This window comes from Ensifer sp. MJa1, from assembly GCF_037026475.1.
Classification (GTDB): Bacteria; Pseudomonadota; Alphaproteobacteria; order Rhizobiales; family Rhizobiaceae; genus Ensifer.
On sequence record NZ_JAKUMO010000001.1, the window covers coordinates 75,288 to 100,453 of the forward strand.

Here is a 25,166-nt window from a genome sequence, read left to right on the forward strand (position 1 = left end):
TTATTCCAGGAGAACTTGCAGGTACTCGCTAGCCCCTTTTCGAGCGGTGCAGGACGCGCGGAAGCGCCGACCCGCAACAGTTCGCGGCGGTTCGGCGCAGAGACAATCGCTTGCTCGGGCTCATTCCTTCAGGGCAGCAGAACGACGGAGCCGGTCGTGCGGCGGGCCTCGAGATCCTGGTGTGCCCTGCGGGCTTCGGAAAGCGGGTAGGTGGTGATGCCGGAAGCGCGCACTACACGCGCCGAAATCGCCGTGAACAAATTTTGCGCCGCCGTTTCGTACTCCTTGCGATCTGCGGTGTAGTGCGCGATCGAGGGTCGGGTCACATAGAGCGAGCCCTTCGCCGCGAGCGAGGAGACGTCCAGCGGCGGCACCGGTCCGGAGGCGGCGCCGAAGGAGACGAGCGTGCCGCGCGGGCGCAGGCAGTCGAGCGACCTTTCGAAGGTTTCGGCGCCGACGGAATCATAGACGACATCGACACCCCTGCCGCCGGTGATCTCGGCGACCTCAGCCTGGAAGGCCTTTTCCGTGTAAACGATGGTGTGATGGCAGCCGTTTGACCTGGCGATCTCGGCCTTGGCGGGGGAGCTGACCGTGCCGATGACCGTTGCGCCGATGGCGGCGAGCCATTGGCAGGCGATCGAACCGACGCCGCCGGCGGCCGCGTGGAAGAGCACGGTGTCGCCGCGCTTTAGCTGAAAGCAGCGGTGGATCAGATACTCGACGGTCAGCCCCTTGAAGACGAGGGCCGCGACTTCCCGGCTGTCCAGTTCCTCCGGCAATGCCAGCGCTCGGGCTGCGGGCAGGTTGCGGTGCGTGGCATAGGCACCGGGCGGGCCGCCGACATAGGCGACGCGTTCGCCGACGGCAAAGCCCGTGACGCCCTCACCGAGCGCAGTGACGATGCCAACAGCTTCGACGCCGACGCCACTTGGCAAGCTGACGGGCGCGACACCGCTGCGGTGATAGATGTCGATGTAGTTGATGCCAATCGCGAGATGGCGGATCTGGATCTCTCCCGGGGCCGGGCCGGGAAGGGGTAGGCTTTCGAAATCAAGCACGTCGGATGTGCCGAACTCGGAAAATCGAAAGGCCTGGATCTCGGTCGTCATCGTGTTTTCTCTTTCTCGCTGATGGGCGCGATTGGTCTGGTCTTTTGGCAAGACAGCGATGCCTTGCGGCATCTCGTTTTCTAAAAACGGAAAGCCATTGACGGACAGGGCTGAGTTGATACTCGGGTCATTGCGGCGCTGCGCCGGTCGGGCGGCGGAAGATCTCGACGGCCGCCGCGACGAGTGCGGCATTGTCGCGCGCGATCGTGCCATCGGGCAGGTGTTTTCCGTCCTCAAGGCCGACGCGCGTCGAGTAGAGCTGTTCGCGCGCCAGTTCGACAAATGGCCAGACGGTGCCGTCCAAACCATGCAGGAGAATGGGGCGCCTGACATCGGCGCGCCTCAGGACGTCGGCAATTCCGTCGTAAGTATCGCGGGCCAGCGGGAAGCCCTGTTCGTGGTCGAGCTCGATCAGTACGCGAAGCACGCGGTCATGGTCGTTGAGGCTGACGAACCGTTGCGCATCGGCGCGGGAAGCCAGTCCCGCTTCGATGCCGACGCCTTTGTCATGCAGCAATCGCATGACGGCAGGCGCATCGCTTTCCGAAAGGTTCACGGACGCATAGTCCGGCAGCACACGCCACTCGCCGATGGCCTTTCGTGTTCTGTCCGGGTCGCCCTCGATCCAGGCGCCGGTCGAGACGCCGACCAGGGTTCCGGGGCAGGCGCGCCGGATCGCGGCTACGGTAAAGTCTACGGCGGTAAGACTTTCCTTCCCGTCCGGGCCGCGGGGATGCACGTGCAGCTCCGCAGCGCCGGCGGCGACCACGGCCGCACAATCGCGCGCCATCACATCGATCGTCACAGGAAGGAGCGGGTGGAAGTCCAACGGCCGCGCGCCGTTGATGCAGGCTTGAATGATCATCGGGACAACCCTCGCTTTCCACGCCATTCGATCGGCGCTCCCAAGGTGAAAAAAGAAGACAATTATGGCCCGGATCAACCATTGGCATCATGGCTTCGTCTTGCCGGGCATGGGCAAAATTGTCTTGCTTTTGCCCGGCTGTCGAGAAACCTTTCCGCAATCCGGTATTCCAGAAATGGAAAGCGAAAAATGGACTGGAACGATCTGAAGTTCTTTCTGGCTGTTGCCAACGCGCGCTCGCTCAGTGCCGCTTCCGGCCGGCTCGGCGTCAGCCCATCCACCGTGTCCCGGCGGATCGAGGCGCTGGAGGCGGCCTTGCAGGTCAAGCTCTTTCGTGCGCACCGCGACGGCTATGACCTGACGCCCGCCGGTGAGGAGTTGCTGGCGCCGGCCGAACGGGCCGAAGCCCAGATGCGCGTGTTCGAGCGTGCGGCACTGGAAAAGGACAGCGATCTGGCCGGTCCGGTGCGCGTCGACGTGCCGGAACTGCTCGGGCAGCAGGTTCTGCTGCCGGGGCTCGCGGGCTTCCTTGAAAACCATCCTGAAATTCGTCTCGAAATGCACTCGAGCGTGCGTCCGGTAAGGCTTGTCGGTGAAGAGGCCGATATCGTCGTGCGGCTGGTACGGCCGCAACAGGGCAATTATCGTCAGCGCAGGCTTGGCTCTACGCGCTTCGGTCTCTATGCCGCGCCTGATTACGTCGCTCGCCACGGCATGCCGGAAAGTGCCGCCGATCTTCACCATCATCGGCTGATCGGCTGGAGTGAGGATCTGAGCTACCTGGTCATGGTGACATGGCTCGATGCGCTGTGCCCCGGCCTACGCCCGGCAATGCGCTTTTCCTCCTTCGGCGGGCAGATGGCGGCGGTGAAAAGCGGTCTCGGTCTTGCGGTACTGCCGGACTTTGCCGCCGAGGCGGCCGGGTTCGTTCCTCTGCTCGAGCAAGTGCCGCCGCTGACATCGGATCTCTGGCTGCTCGTGCACGGGCAATCTGCGGAACTGCGGCGGGTTCGGCTGGTCAAGGAGGCGGTGATCACGGCGTTGGCAGGCTTCCGGGTGCTGCCCGCGGCCACCTGATACGACCCATTTCGCCAGAACATCCGGGGCTGCGTCGAGAGGTGGCCCGTCGGATCAAGAGCCTGCTTCAGTGCAAAGAAGGCCAACGCGTCGTTGGTAAAATGCGAAACCCCGTCGTTTTGACGGGCGCTCGTATCCTTGGGTTGTGATAATATTACTTTTTCAACGGTAAGGGTGGTGTGAAAATGCAGAAGTTGTTCACAACCTCTGATCTGGACGTCATTCGGCAACAGCACGAGCAATGGTGTCGGGAAAACCAGACTGATCCGAACAGCCGTAGCGGGCTTGCCATGGCCCATCAACTGCTGGCCAGATATTCCGTTGAGGCGGTGATGGAACAACCGCAGAGCCCGCCAGCGGCGCGGCGAAAGCTCCCAGGCACATAATCGGGCATGGCCGCTGCAGCCGGCTGGCCGCGGACATGCGTCCGGCGGCTTCCCTTGCTGCTGGCATCTCCTTGCGTTCAAACGGGCATGTTGCCCGGTCTCAGGCCCGATCGGCGACGAAGCGGGCGAGCGACGGGCCGATCATGGTGATGATCAGCAGGCGAGCGGTCTGCAGCGCCATGACGAAGGAGAGATCGACATTGCTCGACGCCGCGATGACGGCGATCGAATCGAGCCCGCCGGGGCTGGTGGCAAGATAGGCGGTCAGCGGATCGATGCCGACGACCTTGATCAGGAGCAGCGCCAGCAGCCCGGAAAAGGAGATCAGCACGATGATCGAGACGATCGTCGGCACCAGCGCGCGCCGCGCGTGGATGAGAATCTGGCGGGTGAAGCCAAGGCCGATGTTCCAGCCGAGAGCCGCGAAACAGAGTGCCAGCAGCCATTGCGGCAGTACCGTGGTCATGACGCCGGTGACATTGAGCATGGCGCCGACGAGGAAGGGCAACAGGAAGGCGCCGGCGGGCACGCGCAGGAAGCGGCCGGCAAGGGCGGCGCAAAGCCCGACGGCGATGGTCTCCAGGAAGAGAAGGCCATCGATCGGGGCGAACCAGTGCGTGCTCTGCTCGGCCTCGGCCCCGGTGACCCACATGTGCGCCACGACCGTTGCGGTGCTGGCAACGAAGATGACGCGCAGATACTGCATGAAGGCAACGAGACGGGCATCGGCGCCATAGGCGTCGGCCATCAACAGCATGGTGGAGGCAGCGCCGGCTGACGAACCCCAGATCGCCGTGGTGCCGGGCAGGATGCGCATGCGTGTGATCACCCAGCCGCAGAAGGTGCTGACGGCGATGACCGAGAGAATGACGGCAAGAAACAGCGGCCAGTTGCCGGAGAAGGTGGAAAGCATGCCGGGGGTCATGGCACCGGCAATCATCATCGCCAGGATGAACTGCACGCAGAAGAAAAGCTGGCGGGGCAGGCGGATCGAGCCGCCGTTCATGCCGACCAGCACCGCCGCAACCATCGGCCCCATCAAGAGGCCGGCGGGCAGGCCAATGAATTCGAAGATGGCGGCGAAGACGACGGAAACCGCCGTCAGCATAGACCATTGCAGCCACGGTGCCAGCCTTCCCATGCCGACCTTGTCCGGAGTGGGCGCGGCTTCGGGCTTGTCGGTCTTCACGGGCATTCTCCGGGCATGGCCCCGAAAGGGTGTCGGCAATTGCCGGCACGCCGGGTCGGGAGAGAGCGACGGTCTTCGCCGTGAGGAGATCGAGGCGCCGTCGCGTCCCGCTCGTTAGCAACAATCCGGCGTCGCATTCAAGGGGCAGGGCCAGAAAGCGCCACACGATCGGCTAGCGGATTTCTGGATGCTGACGCTGCTTGCGGCCCTGCCGCAGGCGAACTTGCGCCGCTTCTGTGCCTGTGATGCCGTTTCATGAGAAAAAAACGTGAACAAATCGCTGAACACAGGCAGCGGCCTGCTGCTGGCCGCCTTGGCTCAATGCTCTGATTTGGTGTGGAAATTTCGCCTTCTCGCGCAACTGCGCGCCGCACGGGCGCCGGCGTGCCCGCAAATCCGGGCTTGCGTGCGCCGCCCGAATCCTGACACTCAGCCCCATGCAGTTCGCACCGCAACAGGACGAGGCCCTGAAGGCCGTTTCGCAATGGCTGAAAGAGGGTCGCTCGCCGCTCTTCCGGCTGTTCGGCTATGCCGGTACCGGCAAGACGACGCTTGCTCGCTATTTTGCCGAGCATGTGGACGGCGATGTACTGTTTGCCGCCTTCACCGGCAAGGCCGCGCAGGTGCTGCGCTCCAAGGGGGCGAGCAACGCCAAGACCATCCACTCGCTGATCTACCGCCCGCGCGGCGAAGAGGAGGTTTCCGACGAGGAAACCGGCAAGACCTCGATCGCGCCGATGTTTTCGATCAACCGCCAGAGCCCGGTGGCGAAAGCGGCTCTGATCATCGTCGACGAATGCTCGATGGTCGACGAGGCGCTCGGCAAGGACCTGATGAGCTTCGGCACGCCGATCCTGGTGCTTGGCGATCCCGGCCAGCTGCCGCCGGTCTCGGGTGGCGGCTACTTTACCAACCAGGAGCCGGATTACCTGCTGACCGACATCCATCGCCAGGCGCGTGACAATCCGATCATCCAGCTCGCCATGCAGGTGCGCGAGGGCAAGGAGATCATGCATGGCGACTACGGCACCACGCATGTGATCGGTCGCGGGCAGGTGAACCAGGAGCTGGTGCTGGAGGCCGACCAGGTGCTGGTCGGCACCAACAAGACCCGCCGTCGCTACAACCAGCGTCTGCGTGAACTGAAAGGCTTCACCAGCGAGTATCCGCAATCCGGCGACAAGCTCGTGTGCCTCAGGAACGACCCGGCCAAGGGCCTGCTCAACGGTTCGCTGTGGCAGGTGATGAGTTCGTCGAAAGAGACGGTGAAGCCGGGCATCAACCTGATGATCCGCCCTGAGGACGACGACATGGATCGCGGCGCGGCCAAGATCAAGCTGCTCAAGGCGGCCTTCGAGGATGTCGAGGGCGAGATCCCCTGGCAGACGCGCAAGCGCTACGACGAGTTCGACTACGGCTATGCGCTGACGGTGCACAAGGCGCAGGGCTCGCAGTGGAACAATGTGGTGCTGTTTGATGAAAGCTGGGCCTTCCGCGACACCCGCGAGCGCTGGCTCTATACCGCCATCACTCGGGCGGCAGAACGGCTGACGATCGTGCGCTGACGTGCCGCCGCCCGCGCGTCCCATTGGGCACGCAACGGTTGCAGCAACACGCTGTGTGGCCGCACGTTCTTGGCCTGAAACCGGCTCAATAGGCGAAGCGAACCCAGGGGAGAGTGCGGAAGGTGCCGATCAGCAGGGTCATCCTCTATGCCCACGACGTCGAGGCGACCATACGCTTCTATGAGCGGCATTTCGGCTTTCGGGCATCGCGGAACGTGGGCGACCGCATCGTCGAGCTGATCCCGGCAGATGGCGGCGTCAGCCTGATGATCCATCCGGCGTCCAAGGGACAGAAACGCGGCCAGTCGCTGGTCAAGCTTGTCTTCGACATCAGCGACGTCGAAGCCTTCCGTGCAAACTGCGCTGCCTCAGATCTGGCGTTCGGACCCGTCCACCAGGCCGATGGCTACCAATTTGCCAACGCCAAGGATCCGTCGGGCAACCCGATCTCGGTCTCGAGCCGAGCGTTCAAAAAGGGCTGACGGTTGCGGCACCGGGAGCCGGCAAAAAGGGCAGGCCGCAAAACTGAGCTCTACCTTCTTGTCGCCATCCACAGCACGTGACGGGCACCGCCGCGCTTGCCGTTGGCGCGCACCTTCACCTCGTCGGTGGCAAAGCCGATTTCGCGCAAACGTCGCGTAAACGCGCTGTCGGGTGCCGATGACCAGACGGCGAGCACGCCGCCGGGCCGCAGCGCCGCCTGGGCGGAACGAAGGCCGGCATGGTTGTAGAGGCTGTCATTGGAGGGGCGGGTCAGGCCGTCGGGGCCATTGTCGACGTCAAGCAGGATGGCGTCATAGGCCGCCTTCTTCGAGCGGATCAGCGCGCCGACATCGCCGACATGGATATCGACGCGGGGATCGTCGAGCGTGCCCTTGTGCAGGTCCGCCATCGGCCCGCGCGCCCAGTCGACGACGGCGGGCACGAGCTCGGCGACGACCACCCGGGCATCCGCGGGCACGACGCCAAGGGCGGCGCGCAAGGTAAAGCCCATGCCGAGGCCACCGATCAGCATGCTGATGTTCCTGGCGCCGGCGATGCGCTCATAGGCGAGCGTCGCCAAGGCCTCTTCAGAGCCGCTCAGCCGGCTGTTCATCAGTTCGGTCGAGCCGAGCATGATCGAAAATTCCTGGCCGCGCTGCTTCAGGCGCAGTTCGTCACCGTCGCCGGGGATGGTTGCGCGGTCTAGCTCTATCCAGGGAAGCATCGGGGTATCTCATCCGTATTGTGCTTGAGCGCCATGCGACCTTGAGGGCGCACCAAGGGCGCCGTCGCACTTTGATTTGCCGCCTCGTAGCACGGGCGTGGCGACGAAGACATAGCATGATCGGCGGTCCGGCGCGAATTGCGCGCAAACCACCGATGCCGTCGGTGGCTCCAACGATCTGGAGAGACCACGGCGTCTTGTGCGTGACGGGCAGGGGATCGGGGGCAAGAGCCAGCCCGGCGCGTGCCGGGCCGCCCTGTTACTCCGCTGTGATCATGCCTGATAGCACGGCCTTGGCGATTGCCTGGAAGCGGTTGCTGGCACCGAACTTGCGGATGATGCCGGCTTCAAGGGTGAGCGCCGCTGCCACATCCATCTCCATCACGCCGGCGATGCGCGAGGCGGGATAGCCTTCGGCCATGAAGGTGAGGCACTCGCTTTCGATCGGCGACAGGTGGACATGGCCATCCTCGTCGCCAAGTGCATCACCACCGTCACTTGCCTCGAGCAGTTCGGTGATGCGCTGCATCTGGCGGCGCAGGTTCGCCTGCTGGGCGGCAAGCTCCCGGCGCCGTGCCAAGAGCGCTTCGCGAAACAGCCGGTCGGCGTCCGCCTGGTCTTCCGTGCCGGCAAGGCTGGTCAAGAGTTCCAGGATGGCGGCAATCGGCATGTCGATTTCGCGGCAGGCGTTGATCACGGCCATGCGACGGATGTGTTCCTCGCCATAGACCCGCATCGGCCCCATGCGGGCTGCCGTCAGCAGGCCCTTTTCCTCGTAGAAGTGCAAGGTGCGGTGGGTAACGCCGAAAGCGTCGGCCATGTCGGCAATGGCAAGCGGGGTTGAGGGATCGTGGTGGGGAAGCGGCAGGTTGGGCAGAAAGCCGGCGCGGTCCGAGGTAGCCAGCACGCCCTCGTATTTCCAATGGTCTCGCGGCATATCGATTGTCCCCGTCTACAGTTGCGCGCCCGTCCGGCGCGGTCTGCAACTTTGATTTTGCGCATATTGAACTTGAATCGAGACCGACCCAAGGCGAGTGCATTCCACGTCCGGAAGGAGCGATCGCCGGGCACACTCAAAGGCGCGCAGACAAGTCCGCGCGGTGAGGCACTCGTCGACCGTGAACGACCATGCCTGCTGCTCGGCTGGGGCATCCCGCGCGGGACGCGCGGTTTACTGAGGACCAAAGATGCTTGCCTGACGAGCAACCAGGCATCCATTCCCAACGCATGCGTGCAACCGTATACGCGAATCGCATATATGACTAGTCTTTAATATTGCAGGGTGGCTGCGGGTACGCGCACCGGTGGCGCGCCCGCTTTTCAGTGGCCGATGACCTTGAGAGGGCTGTTGGCGCTGAGGATAAAGAGCGGTTCGTCGCCGCGCAAAGGCGACAGTTTCTGCTGGCAGGACCAGGCGCTCTCGAAGGTGTCGCGGGTGAGCTGCTTGCGATAGCGCTGGGTCGCGGCCATGCAGCCCATCAGCGGGCTTTCGATCTGCTCTTCGCGGGCATGCTCGTAGATTTCGCCGTCGAGCGAAAACAGTTCCGAGGCGAGCGACATGCTTTCAAACAACAGGTCCGGCTCGCTCTCAAGCCGCTGCCGGGTGATGAAGTCCTGGCGCAGCGGCACATTCTCGCCATCGTGCGAGAGCGTGACACGGATGCCCGGTGCCGGCGCGTCGTACCAGGTGACCTGCACGGTAAACGACAGGGCCGAATTGCGCGAGACCGGCCGGCCGGTGTCGCCATCGGTGGCACGGGCCAGCGTCTTGTGACGCTGCGCGGCCAGCCGAAGTGCGGTGGCGAAGGCCTTGGCGTCCTCAGTGTCGGTGCCGGCGATGGTCACGTTGACCGAGGGCAACACCCGTTCGGTTGCGTGGCGCGCGTTGAAGAGCTTTGCCTGCGCATCGAGATCCAGCGTCATTTCCTGCGACGGCATTGGTGCAAAGAGCAGCAATGGCAGGACCGTCAGCACCGAGAGCGGCGAGGACAAGGGGGCAGGCGGCCATGCGGGCCGGTGGCCGGCAAAGCGGCGCTTGGCAGGCTTCGGCTGGCGGGCCGATCCGGCCGTCGGCAGGCTCTCTTCCGCAAGCACGCGGCGGTACTCCGGAACATAAGTACCCTTGGGAATGGCTATGCGCCATTCGTCCTCGGCGCCGTCGCCCTCGTAGAATGCCTTGAGCAGCTTGCGCAGCTTGCCGGCATGCACGCGCACCAGCGGATCGCTGTCGGCGTTGAAGGCCTGCGGCCGCTCGAAGACGTCGATGGCGATCGAGTAACCCTTGAGCTGATGGCCTTCGCCGGCCATCTCCTTCTCGACGACATAGGCGAGGAAGGCTCTGAGACGCTCGGACCGCGCGAAAGACTTGCTCTCGATGACGCGACGGAGGGTCCGTCGTATCGTCTCGTCGCAGGGTCTTTCGACCGTCGTCATCGGTGTTTGCTCCAAGGTCATGTGAACTGAGATTCTATGAAAGCGATCGTGGCGCGGGCTCATGCCATTCGATCTGATTCGGAAAGTTAAGCCCAATTATGGTGGTTGTCAGGTGTAGTGGACGCCAAGTTTGAGTTTTTCCTGAAATAAACGTAAAGATTGCGTCCTTTCCCCTGTGACAGATCGTAGCGGCGGGCCATCACCGGGTGGCGCGCGGCGGTTGCGCTGCCATTCCTGCTTGAGTTGTCTCGCATATTAGAGGGGCCGATTGTCAAGATTTGGTCAAGGCAAGGCGGGCAAACGAACCGCGCGCAATCGCCGCATCGCTCCCGCTCGACATCCTTGGAATTGCTGCATAATCGACCTCAAACCGTTTTTGGTTTTGGCAATATTGCGCTAGAGCATCCTGCCTTCGAGTGGTATCACTTGAGGGCAGAAAGATGCTCTAGTATCAAAGTGCTAGGGCGTCCTTTGTGCGTTCGAATGAACGCACGGCGCCCTAGAACATTGCATCCACATTGCCCGTCTTTGGGGCCCGCCCTGGAAAGTTCAGACATGCCTGCAAAACTGTCCGTCAATCTGAATGCCGTCGCAATGCTGCGCAACCGCCGCGATCTGCCCTGGCCCTCCGTCACGGCGCTCGGGCGCATTGCGCTCGAGGCGGGGGCGGCCGGGCTTACCGTGCACCCGCGTCCCGACCAGCGCCATGTCCGCTTCAGCGACCTGCAGCCGATCCGCGACCTGATCGACGGGGCGTTTCCGGAGACGGAATTCAACATGGAAGGCTATCCGAACGATGAGTTCCTCGGCCTGGTGGAAATGCACCGGCCGGAGCAGGTGACGCTGGTGCCCGATGATCCGGCGCAGGCGACCTCCGACCATGGCTGGGATTTTCGCAAGAACCACAATCTGCTCGGCAATGTCGTCGGCCGGTTGAAGAAGAAGGGTTTTCGCGTGTCGCTCTTTGCCGATGGCGACGAGGACAGGGAAGCGCTGCTGATCGCCAAGGAAACCGGCGCCGATCGCATCGAGCTCTATACCGGCCCCTATGGCGGCTGCTTTGACGACCCGGCAAAGGCCGAGAAGATCGCCGGAGAGCTTGGCCGCACGGCGGCGATCGCCGTTGAGCTCGGCCTCGAGGTCAATGCCGGCCACGACCTGACGGTTGCCAACCTGCCGCTGCTCGCAAAGCACATTCCCGATCTCGCCGAAGTGTCGATCGGCCACGGGCTGACGGCGGATGCGCTGGAATACGGCATGGCCGAGACCGTGCGCCGCTTCCGCCGCGCCTGCGGGCAGGAGGTTTGAGGCGCGTTTCGCCTCTGCCACGCCCGAGCGACACCATGCAGGACCTCTTCGTCGTTACCCATGCGGAAGCCGTCCATCACCTGGAAGGCAAGGTCGGCGGCTGGTACGACACGGGCCTGACGGCCCGCGGCAGGCGGGATGCTCAGGCGACGGCTGAACGGCTGGCGGTCCTGGTTAGCGGGCGCGACGTGGAGATCCACAGCTCGGATCTCAAACGCGCCGCGCAGACGGCTGATATCATCGCCAGCCAGCTATCGCGGCCGGTGATCGAGACCGCAGCCCTGCGCGAGATCAGCTACGGCGTTGCCGGCGGCAGGCCGCAGGCCTGGCTCGACGCCCGCTATGTCCCGGCGCCGGACCACGATCGGCTGGACCATGCTTGTGGCATCGAGGGCGCAGAGACCCGTCGTGATGTCGCCATGCGCGTTTTCCCTTGTGTCGAGGCGATCGTCGCGCGCGCCTGCAAGACGCAGATCATCGTGACCCACGGCTTCACGCTGACGCTGGTGATTGCCGCCTGGATGAAGGTTCCGATCGAGGCAACGGGTTTCTTGAGCTTCCCGGCGAAACCCGGCAGCATCACGCATCTCAGCCAGGACGACTTCTTCAAAAACAGGGCCGTCGTCGGTCTTTCAGACATCTCCCACCTGACCCTTGATCCATGAGACCTGACATCAGTTTTCGTGAGCGCATCGTTCTCTACGCGCTTCTAACCTCACTCACCTCCATCAGCATCGACGCATTGTTGCCGGGCCTGCGCCAGATCGGCGCCGATGTCGGCGTGACACCGCCGCTGTCGACCCAGCATGTCATTTCGCTCTTCATCTTCGGCATGGCCTTTGGCGAGCTTTTGCTCGGGCCGCTCTCCGACGCGATGGGCAGAAAGAGGGCGCTGGTTCTCGGCCTTGGCGTCTACGGGATCGGAACGGTGATCGCCATGCTCGCCGGCTCGCTCGAGTTGGTGATCCTCGGCCGCTTCCTGCAGGGGGTGGGGGTCTCGGGGCCGAAGATCGCGACGCGGGCGATGATCCGCGACCAGTTCGAGGGCGATGCGATGGCCCGCGTCATGTCCTTCATGTTCACGCTGTTCATTCTCGTGCCGATGCTGGCGCCGAGCCTGGCACAGGGGGTCATCGCCGTCGGCGGCTGGCGCAGCGTCTTTGCGGTCTATCTCGCGGTGGCGGGCCTTCTCGGGCTGTGGCTGGTGCTGCGGCAACCGGAAACCTTGCCCTTGGACAAGCGCATTGCCTTTCGCCCGCGGCTTCTCTTTCTGAACGGGCGGCGCGTGCTTTCAAACCGGCGCGTGGTGCTGTTGATCGTTGCGACCGGCCTCGTGTTCGGCGCCCAGCTGCTCTATCTCAGCACCGCCGCTGATCTCTTCTTCGATGCCTATGGCATCGGCCAGACCTTCCCCTTGTATTTTGCCATGCTGGCGGCCGGCATCGGCCTTGCCTCGTTTCTCAATGCCAAGCTGGTCCAGCGCTTCGGCGCGGAGGCGATGGCGCGCCATGGCTTTGTCGGGCTGGCGGCGGCCGGTCTCGCCATGCTCCTGGCATCGATCGCGTTTGACGGGCGGCCGCCGCTGACCCTCTTGATGGTCCTCGGCTTTGCCGCCTTCTTTGCCATCGGCGTGCTCTTCGGCAACCTCAACGCCATGGCCATGCGCTCGCTTGGGCAGGTGGCCGGTCTCGGCGCGTCGTTGATCGCCTCCGGCTCAAGCCTTGCCGCCACCCTGTTTGCGGTCGCCATGGGCGCCTTTTATGATGGAACGACGCTCAACCTGTCGGCCGGCTTCTTCATTGCCGGCGTCAGCGCGCTGGTTCTCTCGCAGATTGCACTGCGGGCCGATGCCACGCCAATAGAGGCGGTGCGGTAGCCGGTGGCAAAGCTCTTATCGACGGGACGCAGAGGTTTTTCCGACGCCTGACCAGAGATGCCCGATTTTCCCGGTTTCGAACCTTCGACTGTGCGCAACGCTAGCCGTTGCAGACAACCGAAATCTTGTTTCCCGAGGGGTCGCGCATATAGGCGGCATACCAGTCGGGCCCATAATGCGGGCGCGGGCCGGGAGCGCCTTCGTCCGTCCCGCCATTGGCCATGGCGGCACCGTGGAAGGCATCCACTTCGGCATGGGATCCAACCATGAACCCGACCATGGAACCATTTCCGGCGCTGGCCGGTTCGCCGTCGAAAGGCTTGCAGACCCACAGGACGAAACCTTTGCCCGCTCCGCCTTCGGAATAGGCGCGCCAGTCTGGAAACTCTACGTGCTTGCTCCATCCGATTGTCGCAAGCACCGCGTCGTAGAAGGCATTCGACAGGGTGCAATCCAAGGCACCCACGGTCACATAAGCGCTCATTCATGTTCCCCTTTTCCGGTGGTATAACCAGAAGAACGCATAGCGCATAATTAAGAACAAAACAAGAACAAAATTGTGGCGAACACCAATCCCCAAGGCGCGCGCAGCTGCGCGTGGCGCCGTCGACGTCGCCTCCATTTGCTGCCGCGAGCCCGGCGCAACGGCCGGGCCCGCGGCCGCCTTCAATCAGCCGAGCAGGGCCGACTTGCTCGCTTCCAGGAAGGTGCCGAGCTTCACCGGTGCCGCACCCGTCAACGCCGTCACATCGTTGGTCACCAGGTTGATGTGGCCCCCGCGGGTGTTGGCGTCGAACGAGACGACGATCGGGATCAGGAAGTCGGGAAGGCCGGCGCCCTTCAGGCCGCCGGCAAGGGCCTCGTCGGAAATGTGCACCACTTCGAGCGGCTTGCCGGTTGCCTTTTCGACCAGGCTTGCGATCTCGTCGGTCGAGCGCTGTTCGCCGCCGGTCAGCGTGTAGGTACGGCTTTCGTTCGTATCGGAGGCAAGCGCCGCTGCGGCAGCCTTGGCGGCATCGATGCGGGCGATGTGGGCGAGGCGGCCTTCGCCCGAGGCGGAATACCATTGGCCGGTCTGAAGTGCATGCGGCAGCGCCATGAACAGGTTCTCCATGTACCAGCCGTTGCGCAGGATGGTGTAGGGGATGCCCGTGGCCTTGATGGCGTTCTCCGTGCCGAGGTGGTCAGGCGCAAAGGGAATGACCGAGGTCTCGGGGTTCGGCATCGAGGTGTAGAGGATGTGCTTGGGCGCGGCCTTCTTGGCTGCCGCGACGGCGGCGAGATGCTGCTTCAGGCGCTTGCCCGGCTGATCTAGCGCGTCGGTGGAGATGATCAGGATCCGGTCGGCGCCGGCAAAGGCGGTGTCGAGCGAGGCCGGGACGTCGAAGTCGGCGACGCGCGCCTGAACGCCCTTGTCCGTATAGTTGGAGAGCTTGGCGGTGTCGCGGCTGGTGGCAATGATCCGTGCGGGTTGGACGCCGGAGGCAAGCAGCGCATCGAGCACGAGCTGGCCGAGCTTTCCGGTGGCGCCGGTGACGAGCAATGTATCGGACATGTCTTTTCCTTTTCCTCTCTGATGGAGATCAGGGGGACAGCCGGACGTCGGCTGCACCTTTCCTCATCCCGCCCTTGCTGCGCCCGCCTGGGAGATGCGTCGGCACATGGTCTCTTTTTGAGACTTGCTCTTATCTCGTAATCGCTATAGGGCTGTAAAGGAGGCAGTTTTTTCTGCTGAGGTTACAAAAAGGGTACCGACGATGAACAAGCTGACCGGTGAGGTGAAGGGCAAGCGCGTCGCAATGGTCTGCGGCATTCCCATGGATATGGAGAATTGCCCGGTGCGCGACGTCATGGACAATATCGGCGGCAAGTGGAACTCGCTGATGATCCTGTCGCTCGCCGACGGCCCGTTGCGCTTCTCGCAGCTTCGCCGCCTGATCCCGGACATTTCCCAGCGCATGCTGACCCAGACGCTGCGCGACCTCCAGCGCGATGGCTACCTCCACCGCACTGTCTTTCCGACGCAGCCGCCAAGCGTGGAATACAGCCTCACCGAGCTTGGCCGTTCGCTGCTCGGCCTGCTCAAGCATTTCGTCGACTGGTCGGTGGAAAACCACCAGGCCATTCGGGCGGCGCGCGAGGTTTACGACGCGGAGGCGTAACACCGCCCACGGATCTCTTCGGAGGTGGCCGTGTACCTGTTCGGCTACTCGGTCGTGTGGTGCACGCTCGACTGGTCGTGGTTTACCGCTCTCCTCGGGTTCAACCCGAGGACTAACTCTCTCGCCGCGGGCGGGGAGAGGGGACGAGGTCCGCCACTCTCTCGCTGGCCGTGGCACCCTTTCAGATCAAAGCACATGGTGATTGGGGTCAGGCTTTGGCGAGCGGGAGCCGCGACGTTCCTTCGCCCCGCTTGCGGGGAGAAGGTGCTGACAGGCGGATGAGGGGCGGTCGTGTACCGCTAGGACATTTACATCACGCCACGTAAGCGCCTCCTACGCGACGCCATGTCCCGGTGCCTGAAGCTTGCCCTAGCACTTTGATTTTCCCTATAGTTTGCCAACATACGATAAGCCGGTGCGTCGATTGCGCGCCATGTCGAGGGGCCATGAAAACACTCAATATAGGCATAGCAGGCGCCGGTCCGGCGGGCTTGGCGGTGGCGCTGATGCTGTCACCGCGGGGCCATCGGGTGGAGATCCTCGAGCGCTTCGATGAGGCTTCGCCGGTTGGTTCCGGGCTGATGCTGCAGCCGACCGGCCTTTCGGTGCTGAGCACCCTTGGCCTGTTGCAGCCGATGCTTGCGCTCGGCAGCCGGATCGACCGGCTCTATGGCGCCGATGCCAGATCCGGCCGCACGGTGCTTGACGTACGCTACGATGCGCTTGCCGGCGGTCGTTTCGGTCTCGGGGTGCAGCGGGCGGCGCTGTTCAACACGCTCCATGACGCCGTGGTCGCGGCGGGCTTGCCCATTCGCACCGGCGTTACGCTTTCCACTGTCGCAATGGCGGGTGGCAAGGCCGTGCTTTACGATGCCGAGGGGCATGAGGCGGGCGCCTACGACCTGGTGATCGATGCCAGCGGGGCGCGGTCAGCCCTCTCCGCCGGCTCTGCCGTGGCGCCAAAGACGCGCGAACTGGCCTATGGCGCCTTCTGGGCGACGCTCGACAGTGATGGCGTGCCGCATGACGGCAATGCCCTGGTGCAGCGCTACGACCGGGCCAAGGTGATGATCGGCATCCTGCCGGCCGGCAAGGCGAGGGCGGGCGAAAAAGATCGCGTCGCCTTCTTCTGGAGCCTCAAGACGGCCGATGCCGACGAGGTGCGCCGGGCGGGGCTTGGCCGCTGGAAGGGCGTGCTCCTCGACTATTGGCCGGAATGCGGACCGCTGCTCGCGCAAATCGACGACTGGGAGCAACTGGCGCTGGCGCGCTACGCGCACCGCACGATGCGTCCGCCGGTTTCAGGCCGCATCGCCTTTATCGGCGACGCCGCCCATTCGACCAGCCCGCAGCTCGGGCAGGGGGCGAACATGGCGCTCATCGACGCGGCAGCGCTGGCACATGCGCTGGACACGGCCGCGGATCTCGATGCGGCGCTCGTCGCCTATGCAAGGGCGCGACGCAGCCACGTCCAGCTCTTCCAGCTTCTGTCGCTCATCTTCACGCCCTTCTATCAGTCGGACTCGGCAGTCCTTGCCTGGCTGCGCGACCGGCTGGTCGCAACGGTCGCGCGCATGCCGCCGATGCAGGCGCTGCTCGCCTCGATCGTCTCGGGCACGCTCGTCGATCCCTTTGCTTCGGCGGGCCTTGCCGAATGCGACTGGCACGCGGTGCGTGTCTGCGGCCGGTCTCAGCCGAGCGGGGCTCTGACGGCAGACGCCGAAGAACCGGCATGAGGGATAGCCAATCTCATCCCGTGGTTGCGGAGCCGTCCAGGGTAATCCTGGTTTCCGGCCGGGTGACGCAGCTCTGGTAGTGTTGCCCATCCGAGCCGATGCCGCCTTCGAAGTGGATGAAATGCGCCCTGTTGGCCTGGTCGATATAGGCAACCATCATCTCGAATTCCTCGACTTCGAACAGCCTGAAACCACTGTCCTTCGCATCCTGCATGCGTTGACGGTCGGTTTCGGCAACGGTCGCGCCGAGCTTCTCCATTTCTTCGATCGGATGCACATAGCCACCGAAGATGCAGGCCGTCTTCCAGTCGCCGCCGTTGAGGCGCTCCATGTCTGCCACCTGCTCCGCCTTTCGCGCAGCATCGAACAGGCCGGCGAAATAGGCATAATCCGGATCATCGGTGTCGTAGGTCGGGCCGCAGGCGGCAAGCAACGGCGCGCAAAGGCAAAGGGACATGACGTTGGCAAGCATGCGATGCGGCAATTGCATGGGTCGATTCCTGGAAGGCGATGACGAGCTGACTTGTCGTACACGCATGAGGGGAAATTGTGCAATTTTCAAGACAGGTGCGAGTTGTTTTGAGCCGTGCCGGCCAGGGGCGGTTTTCGGCCGGAACATCAGGCGAATCCTGTAAGGAGGTTGCCGATGGCAGGGTTGCCAGCGGGAAACGTGGAGCGTGAGATGACCAACGGCGTGACGGCAATTCTGGTGCATGTCGCGGATGTGGAAGCGGGGCTTGCCTGGTACGCGCGCGCTTTCCCCTCGGGCGAGCGTGTGCGGCTCGAGGAATTCGATTTTGCCTATCTCAAGGTCGGTACGGTCGATCTCGAAATCGTGCGCGCCGACGCAAAGGTGGCAAGCGGTGCGGCAGGTTCGGTTGTCTACTGGTCGGTCGAGGACCTCGATCGATCGCTTGCGCATTTCGAAGCGCTCGGTGCCTTGCTCTATCGCGGGCCGATGGCGGTCCAGGAGGGGTTGTGGATGTGCCAGGTCCGCGATCCCTGGGGCAATTGCATCGGCTTGCGCGGGCCGAGATCTGCGTGGCAAGGAGACAAGAGCTGAATGCGAAATGGTCCCGTTACCTGCGAAATACGCTACCGGATCGAGCCAGACCGCATGGCGGAGTTCGAAGCCTATGCCCAAACCTGGGTGACGCTCGTCGAGCGCCACGGCGGGGTGCATCACGGCTATTTTCTGCCGCGTGACAAGCCTGAAGGCGTTGCTTCCAGCTTTCCGGGGCTGGCGGAAGATGGCGGTGGCGACATCGCCGTTGCGCTCTTCACCTTTCCGGATGAGGCGACCTATCTCAGCTATCGCCGTGAAGTGGCCGTGGATCCGGATGGTATTGCGGCGAATGCGCGTTATGCGAACGATCCGCCATTCATCAGCTACGAGCGCATCTTTCTGCGGCCGCTTTCGCGAACGGAATGACTTGCCGATGGCGTTGCGCTGTCGTTCGCACCGTCAGCAAGGCAGGCAACCCATCAAGCGTCATTGGTGCCGCGAACCGCCCAGGCAAGGCTCGCAAAGCCACGAGGACCGTCGTCGTGGCTGCCGCGCAGATAGGCCGCTCGCAACGCGTCGCAAAGGCGATCGCGCCGCGCCTGGGGCAAGGCGTCAAAGAAGGCAGCGAAGGTTCCTTGCCCGTAGACCTTCGGACGCCAGAAGTCGTCGAAGTTGGCGTAATCCATGGTGATCGTCAGCATCGTTTCGGTCACGCCCGTGAAGCCGGCACGCTCGAAAACCTCACGCAACTCGCCGTCCGCTGTCAGTGGCCGCCTGCCGGATGGCACGCCATTGCCGGCCGCTTCCGGCTCAACTGCGAGGACCGTTTCCCAGAACAGGCGCCAGCTCGGCATGCCATCGTGGGACCAAACCGCCGCCGCGCCGATCGCCCCCGGCCGCAGAACGCGTCGCATTTCGCGCACGGCCCGGTCTGCATCGGACACAAAATGCAGGACCAGGAGTGAATAGGCGCCGTCGAACACCCAGTCTTCGTAGGGCAGGGCACAGACATCGCCCTGCCGAACGCTGATCCTCGCATCGGTGGTGCGGGAGCGCAGGGCCTCCACGAAGGATTGCTCGAAGTCCAGCGCCTCGATCGCTTCGAGTTGCGGGAGGGCGGCCAGCGCCAGCGTCAGGCTGCCGGTTCCGCATCCTGCGTCCAGCACGCGACCGCGGGGTGGCACGCCCGAAAAATCGAGGAATGGCGTGGCGAGCCTTCGGCTCCAGCGCCCCATGCTGGCCTCATAAGCCTGCGCACCCTTGGCGACGAAGGTTGATGGCATTGTTTCCTGACACCTCGATCGGCTGAGTGATGCGCGTGGTCGCAAGACTATAGCGCCGGTGTCAGGACAGTCCAATGCGCGTGAAACGCCCCACTGTCAGCGGATTGCCCGGTTCGGGTAACGGACAGCGGGGGCTTACGCCGCCCGTGCCAGGCTGCACCCCTCCAGCGCAAACTCGACCGCAGCGTCGGCGTGGATCGCAGTGGAATCGAAGCCCCTGAGCGGCAGCGCGCGCGGGTCGAGGGTCAGGCAGATCTCGGTGCAGCCGAGGATGACGGCGTCGGCGCCTTCGGCCTCGGCCTTGTCGATGAGGTCGATCAGCGCCCGGCGGGAGGAGCGCAGGACCTTGCCGGCGCACAATTCGTCGAAGATGACGTTGTGGACGAGCGTGCGACCGTCGGCATCCGGTACCATGATGTCGATGCCATGGCTCTTCATGCGCTCGGCATAAAAGCCGTGCTCCATGGTGTAGCGGGTGGCAAGCAGCAGCGGCTTGCGGCTGCCGGCGGCCTTGAGGCGCGCGGCGGTCTCGTCGATGATGTTGATGAGGGGCACGTTGATGGCCGCCTGAACGGCGTCTGCTATCAGGTGCATGGTGTTGGTACAGATCAGCACGCAGTCGGCGCCGGCGGCTTAGAGGCCGCGGGCGACATCGGAAAGCCGCTTGGCGGCATCCTCCCAGCGGCCGGCCTTCTGCAGGTCGACGATCGACTGGAAGTCGACGGAATGCAGCAGCACCTCGGCCGAATGCAGCGCACCGAGGTGTTCGCGAACGGCCTCGTTGACCATGCGATAATAGACTGCCGAGCTTTCAAAGCTCATGCCGCCGATAAGACCGATCTTGCGCATAACCATTCCTCTTCTGCCCGCTGTTGCCGCGTCCGCCGCGGCCGTTGTTCGATGGCAAGAACTATGCAGCCTCGGCTCCCGGAATGGTTCGCTTTGTTGGTGGCGAAAACGGCGCTTGGCGCGAATGATTTGTACAAATATGGAAGAATGTGCAAATGTTTCGCGTGAGTATAACGTTGGGTGGGAGGGATCGGCGTGCTTGACGATAGGGACAGGAAGCTGTTGGCGCTGCTGCAGCAGGATGGCAGCGTGGCGGTCGGCGAACTGGCCGAGCGGGTGAACCTCTCGCTTTCGGCCTGCTCGCGCCGCATCCAGCGGCTGGAGGAGGCCGGTTATATTGCCCGCCGCATCGTCGTGCTCGACCGCGAGCGCATGGGCGTGCCGACCACGGTCTTTGCGCTGATCAAGACCGCGCATCATTCCGACGAGTGGATCGAGACCTTCCGCCGGGCGATCAGCGATATCCCCGAGATCGTCGAGGCGCACCGGCTGACCGGCAACTACGACTATATCGTCAAGGTCGTGCTGCCGCGCGTCGAGCACTACGACGTGGTTTACAAGCAGATCGTGCGCAAGGTCGAGCTTTTCGACGTCTCCGCCTCGATCTCGATGGAGATCCTGAAGAGCGGCACGGCGGTGCCGGTCGATTACGCGGTGTGAGGCGGGCCTGCCGCAAGGTCTGTCGTTGCCTCATCGAACCTTCCAGTCCGGCAGGGCACCCCGCAGTGGTGGCGTAAGGAAGTTTGAACAGTGTGTGCCCATCAATAGCGTGCATCGGGGCCTGAGGTATTGATATTGTTTCGTTTTTTAATCGCACTTGCCGTTTCCGGGGTATTGCACTGGAGACTCTATAAGGTTTCTGCGGCCGACGTCATGACGCTGCCTGTCGCCTTGCGGCCCTTTGTCGGCGGGTACACCTATGTCGTTATGCGGGGCGGACCGATCTTCTGGGGGATCGGTATCGTAGTTGGTGCCCTTGTCCTATGGTTCGCGTGGTTGATGGTGACGAGGTGTTTGGTCATCTTGCGCCATCGCCCGGAGTAAAGTTGTCCGGGAGTTCAGCTCCGCCAGGCGGCGGACGCCCGTCAGCTGGTCGTCATCGGCGGGCGGGGACCAAAGCGGGCCTCATAGTCAGAGGGCGAGATGCCTTTCCGCCGTTGAAAGGCGCGGCGCATGCGCTCGGGATTGCCGAAACCGAAGAGGAGAGGTGCGCCGGAAACCGAGACGTCGCCACGCTGAAAGGCATCGCAGGCCGCATCGACGCGCATCTCCTCGATGAACTGTGCCGGGCTTGCGCCCATCGTCTCGGTAAAGAGACGGGAGAAATTTCGCTCGCTCATATGCGCCATGTCCGCCAGTCGAGGCACGGAGAGGTCCGCGGCAAGATTGGAGCGAATGGCCGTGACCAGTGCGTCGAAGCGGTCGCCCCTGCTTCTGATCTGCTGATCGAGCGCGGCGCTGAACTGGCGCTGGCCACCGGTCCGCTTGACATAGAGCACGAGCGAGCGGGCGAGCCTGAGCGCCTCGTCGCGGCCGAGATCCTCTTCGACCATGGCAAGCGCCATGTCGATGCCGGCCGTGACGCCGGCCGAGGTCCAGATGCCGCCATCCTCCTCGAAGATCGAATCCTCGCGGACGTCGATCGCCGGAAATTCCGCGCGCAACTGCGCGCAATCTTCCCAATGGGTGGTTGCCCGCCGGCCATCGAGATGCCCGCCGCGGGCCAGGATGAAGGCGCCGAGGCAGATCGAGCCGAGCCGCCGGCATTGTCCGGCCATGCCGGCGAGAAAGTCCAGGAGCGCCCCGGATGTCGCCGCCTGCAGCGCGCTTTGCCCGCCAGAAACCAGCAGGGTGTCGGGCGGGGCAGACATGCACTGGGAGAACGGAAGTGTTTCCAGCGCGACGCCGGTGTCGGTGACGACGGGGCCGCCGGTCTCGGAGATGAGCGCGATGGCGTAGGCCGGCGATCCCGCGAGCGAGCGGGCGTCGTTGAAGACCTGCAAGGGGCCGGTCACGTCGATCAGTTTCGTCCGGTCGAAGAGCACGATCGCGATGGTTCGCGGACGTTTCGGTGCTTTGGCGTAAAACGAGGGCATATTGTCATTTATGCCATCGGCCTTTCGTGGGAGCAAGGACGCAGCTTTCTCGCAGCCCACAGGAGCCGACCATGCTTGAACTCAGACCCAATTGCGAACTGTGCGACTGTGACCTGCCGCCCCAATCGGCGGATGCGCGCATCTGCAGCTATGAGTGCACCTATTGCGCCAGTTGCGTGGAAACCGTGCTTCACAATGTCTGCCCGACCTGCGGCGGCGGCTTCGCACCGCGACCCATCCGGCCGATGCGATCGTGGCGACCGGAAAAGCGCCTGGGTCTCGGTTTTGACCGGCCAAGCGATGTGCGCCGCCATTCGCCCTTCAGCGCGGAAGAGATCCGGGCACATGTGGCGCGTATCCGGCATCTCACACCCGGCGAACGCTGACGGAAACCATGCCTTGCCGCCGCCCCGGCGGGCCGTTCTTGACTTTTTGCAAGGGAGGCATGAGGTGCCTGCGCTTGTTCTTGGCCGGTACAACGCCAATGTTGTGACATGTCCAAACGGAAGGCCAGTTGGGGATCCGACTGGAGAAAAGCATGCAGGACAGGCATCACGTTGTGGTCGTCGGCGGCGGTTTCGGCGGCTTGCAGCTCGTCAAGGAACTGGCGGGCGCCCCGGTTCGCATCACCCTCATCGACCGGCGCAATCACCATCTCTTCCAGCCCTTGCTCTACCAGGTCGCAACGACGCTGATCGCGACCTCTGAGATCGCCTGGCCGATCCGCAGTCTCTGGCGCGACCGGCCCGAGGTGACGACGCTGCTTGGCGAGGTGACGGATGTCGATGAGGCCGGCAAGACCGTGGCACTGAAGGACGGCAGCCGCATCACCTATGACACGCTGGTGCTGGCGACGGGCGCCACGCATGCCTATTTCGGCCATGACGAATGGGAGCCGTTTGCCCCCGGCCTGAAGACACTTGAAGATGCGACGACGATCCGCCGCCGGGTGCTGCTCGCGTTCGAGCAGGCCGAGCTGGAAGACGATCCGGCCGCGCGCGATGCGCTCCTGACCTTTACCGTCATCGGCGCCGGCCCGACCGGCGTGGAGCTTGCCGGCATCATCGCGGAAATGGCGCATCAGACACTTCCCGACGAATTCCGCCGCATCGACACGCGGCAGGCGCGGGTGATCCTGGTGGAGGCGGGACCACGCATTCTTGCCGCCTTCAGCGAGGATCTCTCGGCCTATGCGGTCAAGGAGCTCGAGCGCCTCGGCGTCGAGGTCCGCACCGGCACGCCGGTGACATCGTGCACGCAAGAGGGCGTCATGATCGGCGATGAATTCGTCGCCAGCCGCACGCTCGTCTGGGCGGCCGGCGTGCAGGCGTCGCCCGCCGCAAGCTGGCTCGACATTACCGCCGACCGCGCCGGCCGGGCGGTCGTCAACGCCGATCTGACGGCGCCCGGTCACCCTGATGTCTTTGTCATCGGCGACACGGCTGCGGTTACCTATGACGGTGGCAAGCCGGTGCCGGGCATAGCGCCCGCCGCCAAGCAGCAGGGCGCCTATGTCGCCAAGGTGATCCGCGCCCGGCTTGCCGGTAAGCTGCCGCCCGAAGACTTCCGCTACCGCCACCAGGGCAGCCTTGCCACCATCGGCCGGCGCGCCGCCATCATCGATTTCGGCCGCTTCAAGCTCAAGGGCGCGCTTGCCTGGTGGATCTGGGGCATCGCCCACATCTACTTCCTGATCGGCACCCGCAGCCGCTTTGCTGTCGCCTGGAGCTGGTTCTGGACTTATCTCAGCGGCCAGCACAGCGCCCGGCTGATCACCCAGAAGGAGACGCTGAAGGAAAAGGGGTGAGTAGATCATGCCGGCGCATGCATGAGCTTCCGTCAGCTCGGTTATCCAAAACTCTGATCAGCAAGAGCGACGGCAGCAACGAAACGCCCTTTCGACCCGACGGACGTGGGGTCGCTCACTTCCCCGCCACAAGGGCGAGGATGACGGAGGTTGGGGTTCCCGCTTGCCCCAAAAGCTCACTCATGGATTGTTAGGCAGCGTGAACACCAGTTGGTACATGAGCCGCTTGAGCTACCTCTGCACCTTGACGATCAGGATCATCGGGCGGTCGACTTCTTCTGCAAGCGCCGGGGCCTCGGCGATCTGCGCTTCCGTCGGGCACCATTCCTCGACGTGGCGGATCGTGAAGCCTGTTGCCATCAGCGTGTTCAGCGTCGTGCCGATGGTGCGGTGGTGCTTGATCACGCCCTTGGCGAGCCAGTCCGTCGTGCGCGGGCCTTCGGCTGAATAGTGGTCAACCGGCCAGGTGCGTTCGCCATCGGTGATCCGCCAGCCGGGATTGTGCGAGGCCATGTAGATCGGGTGCTCGATGGTGAAGACGAAATGGGCGCCGGGCACGAGCGCCCGGTGAATGGTGCCGACGAGCCGGGCGAAGTCCTCGACATAGTGGAAGGCGAGCGAGCTATAGGCGAAGTCGAAGCTTGCCGCAGGCAGTTCCAACTGGTCGAGATCGGCGATCTGATAGTCGATCGCCGGATCTGATGTATCGGCCCTGGCGCGGGCGATCATCTTTTCCGACAGATCGAGCCCGAGCACATGGGCGGCACCGGCGTCGCGGGCATAGCGCGCAAACCAGCCGAAGCCGCAACCGAGATCAACCACACGCTGTCCATCAAGGTTTGGCAGGAGGGCGCGAATCGCCGGCCATTCGGCAGCACCGGCAAGGCCGTGGACGGAACGTCCGAGCTGGCTGTAGCCCTCGAAGAATTCCGGTTTGTCATAGATGTTCTGGGCCATGGCGGCCTCCTTTGAAAGCAATAGGCGGCAAGCGGCGGGCCTGTCGCGCGCGATAGGGCGAGTGGGCATCGGCTGCCGTTACCGCAGGAACAGCACTCCGGTTGAGATCCTGCTCGAAACCACAGCCACTTCAAGGCGCTAGCGCGTTGATTTGATAAGGCGCGCGTTCCCGCAAGGTCAAGTTGCGGTTGACGTGCAAGGATTTGTTTTCGTTTTTTGGGGGTGTGCTAATGTGTGATTCCTATGGTCCAG

At 63.7% G+C, this 25,166-nt stretch carries 26 protein-coding genes and 1 pseudogene; 14 read left to right on the plus strand and 13 right to left on the minus strand.

The genetic code is table 11. The features are described 5' to 3' along the window. Nucleotides 1–128: 128 nt before the first annotated feature. The gene (locus MKZ91_RS00365; RefSeq protein ID WP_336166861.1) at nt 129–1,112 is read right to left on the minus strand and encodes a quinone oxidoreductase family protein; all 984 of its coding nucleotides are present in this window, start codon (nt 1,110–1,112) and stop codon (nt 129–131) included. Between the two features lie 127 nt (nt 1,113–1,239). Next, nucleotides 1,240–1,977 carry a 3-keto-5-aminohexanoate cleavage protein gene (locus MKZ91_RS00370; protein WP_336166863.1) on the minus strand — a complete coding sequence of 246 codons (738 nt, stop codon included), beginning with the start codon at nt 1,975–1,977 and terminating at the stop codon, nt 1,240–1,242. Nucleotides 1,978–2,041: 64 nt separating this feature from the next. Between MKZ91_RS00370 and MKZ91_RS00375 the strand changes: the two genes are divergently transcribed. Then, a complete protein-coding gene (locus MKZ91_RS00375) occupies nt 2,042–2,185 on the plus strand; it encodes a hypothetical protein (RefSeq protein WP_336166865.1) in 144 nt (47 codons plus the stop codon). After that, on the plus strand, nt 2,167–3,054 hold the full coding sequence (locus MKZ91_RS00380) for a LysR family transcriptional regulator (protein WP_336166866.1): 888 nt from the start codon (nt 2,167–2,169) through the stop codon (nt 3,052–3,054). The genes MKZ91_RS00375 and MKZ91_RS00380 overlap by 19 nt, the downstream gene beginning before the upstream one ends. Before the next feature lie 486 nt (nt 3,055–3,540). On the opposite strand, the gene MKZ91_RS00385 is transcribed toward MKZ91_RS00380, so the two are convergent. Then, nucleotides 3,541–4,635, minus strand: a complete 1,095-nt coding sequence (locus MKZ91_RS00385) for an AbrB family transcriptional regulator (RefSeq protein ID WP_336166868.1) — start codon at nt 4,633–4,635, stop codon at nt 3,541–3,543. 431 nt (nt 4,636–5,066) lie between these two features. Between MKZ91_RS00385 and MKZ91_RS00390 the strand changes: the two genes are divergently transcribed. Together MKZ91_RS00390 and MKZ91_RS00395 are read left to right on the plus strand one after the other, a co-directional pair. Next, nucleotides 5,067–6,194 carry an ATP-dependent DNA helicase gene (locus MKZ91_RS00390; RefSeq protein ID WP_336166870.1) on the plus strand — a complete coding sequence of 376 codons (1,128 nt, stop codon included), beginning with the start codon at nt 5,067–5,069 and terminating at the stop codon, nt 6,192–6,194. Between the two features lie 122 nt (nt 6,195–6,316). Next, nucleotides 6,317–6,676, plus strand: a complete 360-nt coding sequence (locus MKZ91_RS00395) for a VOC family protein (RefSeq protein ID WP_336166873.1) — start codon at nt 6,317–6,319, stop codon at nt 6,674–6,676. Between the two features lie 50 nt (nt 6,677–6,726). Here MKZ91_RS00395 and MKZ91_RS00400 read toward each other — a convergent pair whose 3' ends face one another. The 3 genes from MKZ91_RS00400 to MKZ91_RS00410 all read right to left on the minus strand — a co-directional run bounded on the left by MKZ91_RS00400 (nt 6,727) and on the right by MKZ91_RS00410 (nt 9,834). After that, nucleotides 6,727–7,401 carry a hypothetical protein gene (locus tag MKZ91_RS00400; RefSeq protein ID WP_336166875.1) on the minus strand — a complete coding sequence of 225 codons (675 nt, stop codon included), beginning with the start codon at nt 7,399–7,401 and terminating at the stop codon, nt 6,727–6,729. A gap of 259 nt (nt 7,402–7,660) precedes the next feature. Beyond that, nucleotides 7,661–8,338 carry a MerR family transcriptional regulator gene (locus tag MKZ91_RS00405; RefSeq protein ID WP_336166877.1) on the minus strand — a complete coding sequence of 226 codons (678 nt, stop codon included), beginning with the start codon at nt 8,336–8,338 and terminating at the stop codon, nt 7,661–7,663. Nucleotides 8,339–8,721: 383 nt separating this feature from the next. Beyond that, nucleotides 8,722–9,834: a hypothetical protein gene (locus MKZ91_RS00410; protein WP_336166879.1), complete on the minus strand. Its 1,113-nt coding sequence runs from the start codon at nt 9,832–9,834 to the stop codon at nt 8,722–8,724. A gap of 555 nt (nt 9,835–10,389) precedes the next feature. On the opposite strand from MKZ91_RS00410, the gene MKZ91_RS00415 reads away from it, so the two are divergent. Genes MKZ91_RS00415 through MKZ91_RS00425 form a run of 3 tightly spaced genes read left to right on the plus strand, consistent with a single transcriptional unit; the run spans nt 10,390 to nt 13,018 of the window. Continuing rightward, the gene (locus tag MKZ91_RS00415) at nt 10,390–11,142 is read left to right on the plus strand and encodes a pyridoxine 5'-phosphate synthase (RefSeq protein ID WP_336166880.1); all 753 of its coding nucleotides are present in this window, start codon (nt 10,390–10,392) and stop codon (nt 11,140–11,142) included. A 35-nt stretch (nt 11,143–11,177) separates the two neighbouring features. Then, nucleotides 11,178–11,807, plus strand: a complete 630-nt coding sequence (locus tag MKZ91_RS00420; protein WP_336166881.1) for a histidine phosphatase family protein — start codon at nt 11,178–11,180, stop codon at nt 11,805–11,807. Next, nucleotides 11,804–13,018, plus strand: coding sequence for a multidrug effflux MFS transporter (locus MKZ91_RS00425; protein ID WP_336166883.1), 1,215 nt, complete (start codon nt 11,804–11,806; stop codon nt 13,016–13,018). The genes MKZ91_RS00420 and MKZ91_RS00425 overlap by 4 nt, the downstream gene beginning before the upstream one ends. 100 nt (nt 13,019–13,118) lie before the next feature. On the opposite strand, the gene MKZ91_RS00430 is transcribed toward MKZ91_RS00425, so the two are convergent. Continuing rightward, nucleotides 13,119–13,502 (minus strand): VOC family protein, encoded by a 384-nt coding sequence (locus tag MKZ91_RS00430; protein WP_336166884.1) that lies wholly within the window; start codon nt 13,500–13,502, stop codon nt 13,119–13,121. Between the two features lie 186 nt (nt 13,503–13,688). Then, the gene (locus tag MKZ91_RS00435; RefSeq protein ID WP_336166886.1) at nt 13,689–14,573 is read right to left on the minus strand and encodes an SDR family oxidoreductase; all 885 of its coding nucleotides are present in this window, start codon (nt 14,571–14,573) and stop codon (nt 13,689–13,691) included. Nucleotides 14,574–14,775: 202 nt separating this feature from the next. Here MKZ91_RS00435 and MKZ91_RS00440 point away from each other — a divergent pair, with 202 nt between their 5' ends. Further along, nucleotides 14,776–15,180 (plus strand): winged helix-turn-helix transcriptional regulator, encoded by a 405-nt coding sequence (locus MKZ91_RS00440; RefSeq protein ID WP_336166888.1) that lies wholly within the window; start codon nt 14,776–14,778, stop codon nt 15,178–15,180. 446 nt (nt 15,181–15,626) lie between these two features. Continuing rightward, nucleotides 15,627–16,916 (plus strand): FAD-dependent oxidoreductase, encoded by a 1,290-nt coding sequence (locus MKZ91_RS00445; protein WP_336166889.1) that lies wholly within the window; start codon nt 15,627–15,629, stop codon nt 16,914–16,916. Between the two features lie 13 nt (nt 16,917–16,929). On the opposite strand, the gene MKZ91_RS00450 is transcribed toward MKZ91_RS00445, so the two are convergent. Further along, on the minus strand, nt 16,930–17,406 hold the full coding sequence (locus MKZ91_RS00450; RefSeq protein ID WP_336166890.1) for a hypothetical protein: 477 nt from the start codon (nt 17,404–17,406) through the stop codon (nt 16,930–16,932). Nucleotides 17,407–17,562: 156 nt separating this feature from the next. Here MKZ91_RS00450 and MKZ91_RS00455 point away from each other — a divergent pair, with 156 nt between their 5' ends. Then, nucleotides 17,563–17,979, plus strand: coding sequence for a glyoxalase/bleomycin resistance/dioxygenase family protein (locus tag MKZ91_RS00455; protein ID WP_336166891.1), 417 nt, complete (start codon nt 17,563–17,565; stop codon nt 17,977–17,979). After that, a complete protein-coding gene (locus tag MKZ91_RS00460) occupies nt 17,980–18,348 on the plus strand; it encodes an NIPSNAP family protein (protein ID WP_336166893.1) in 369 nt (122 codons plus the stop codon). 53 nt (nt 18,349–18,401) lie between these two features. Here MKZ91_RS00460 and MKZ91_RS00465 read toward each other — a convergent pair whose 3' ends face one another. Beyond that, the gene (locus tag MKZ91_RS00465) at nt 18,402–19,205 is read right to left on the minus strand and encodes a class I SAM-dependent methyltransferase (protein ID WP_336166895.1); all 804 of its coding nucleotides are present in this window, start codon (nt 19,203–19,205) and stop codon (nt 18,402–18,404) included. A gap of 135 nt (nt 19,206–19,340) precedes the next feature. Further along, nucleotides 19,341–20,060 (minus strand): annotated as a pseudogene (locus tag MKZ91_RS00470) (aspartate/glutamate racemase family protein). A 189-nt stretch (nt 20,061–20,249) separates the two neighbouring features. Between MKZ91_RS00470 and MKZ91_RS00475 the strand changes: the two are divergent. Beyond that, entirely contained in the window at nt 20,250–20,714 is a 465-nt protein-coding gene (locus tag MKZ91_RS00475) for an Lrp/AsnC family transcriptional regulator (RefSeq protein WP_336166897.1), read from the plus strand. A 425-nt stretch (nt 20,715–21,139) separates the two neighbouring features. Here the strand turns inward: MKZ91_RS00475 and MKZ91_RS00480 are convergent, their stop codons facing one another. Next, nucleotides 21,140–22,150 carry a GlxA family transcriptional regulator gene (locus MKZ91_RS00480; RefSeq protein ID WP_336166899.1) on the minus strand — a complete coding sequence of 337 codons (1,011 nt, stop codon included), beginning with the start codon at nt 22,148–22,150 and terminating at the stop codon, nt 21,140–21,142. 71 nt (nt 22,151–22,221) lie between these two features. On the opposite strand from MKZ91_RS00480, the gene MKZ91_RS00485 reads away from it, so the two are divergent. Then, nucleotides 22,222–22,536, plus strand: coding sequence for a DUF1272 domain-containing protein (locus MKZ91_RS00485; RefSeq protein ID WP_336166901.1), 315 nt, complete (start codon nt 22,222–22,224; stop codon nt 22,534–22,536). A 152-nt stretch (nt 22,537–22,688) separates the two neighbouring features. Continuing rightward, the gene (locus MKZ91_RS00490; RefSeq protein WP_336166903.1) at nt 22,689–23,957 is read left to right on the plus strand and encodes an NAD(P)/FAD-dependent oxidoreductase; all 1,269 of its coding nucleotides are present in this window, start codon (nt 22,689–22,691) and stop codon (nt 23,955–23,957) included. A gap of 231 nt (nt 23,958–24,188) precedes the next feature. Here MKZ91_RS00490 and MKZ91_RS00495 read toward each other — a convergent pair whose 3' ends face one another. Continuing rightward, a complete protein-coding gene (locus MKZ91_RS00495; RefSeq protein WP_336166905.1) occupies nt 24,189–24,914 on the minus strand; it encodes a class I SAM-dependent methyltransferase in 726 nt (241 codons plus the stop codon). Nucleotides 24,915–25,166 lie beyond the last annotated feature (252 nt).